The sequence below is a fragment of the Caldivirga sp. UBA161 genome (assembly GCF_002506515.1).
GTDB lineage: Archaea > Thermoproteota > Thermoprotei > Thermoproteales > Thermocladiaceae > Caldivirga.
Genome location: NZ_DAXS01000065.1, coordinates 22,784 through 23,027, shown reverse-complemented (window position 1 = coordinate 23,027; position 244 = coordinate 22,784). Strand labels below are relative to the sequence as shown.

General features: G+C 42.6%; 1 protein-coding gene. It reads left to right on the top strand.

Going from position 1 to position 244, the window contains the following annotated elements:
- Positions 1–244 (top strand): aspartyl protease (locus BP896_RS07145; RefSeq protein WP_291767090.1); only part of this gene is annotated, 244 nt, incomplete at both ends.

Sequence of the window (244 nt, the reverse complement as noted above, 5' to 3'; positions counted from 1 at the left end):
GGGGTTTGTAAAGGTTAGGGCTGGTGTATTTAACCCAGCAATGCCCGATAGAGCGATTGAAGTTGATGGTATTGTTGATACTGGTGCAATATATACTGTAATACGTAGAGATATACTTGAGGGGCTTGGCGTAAAACCAAGCGGGAGGAAGAGATTTAAGGCATTTGGTGGTTATGTTGAGCGTGATGTTGGTGATGTAGGCTTAATCCTCATGGGTGAAAGGAGGATTATACCTGTGATATTT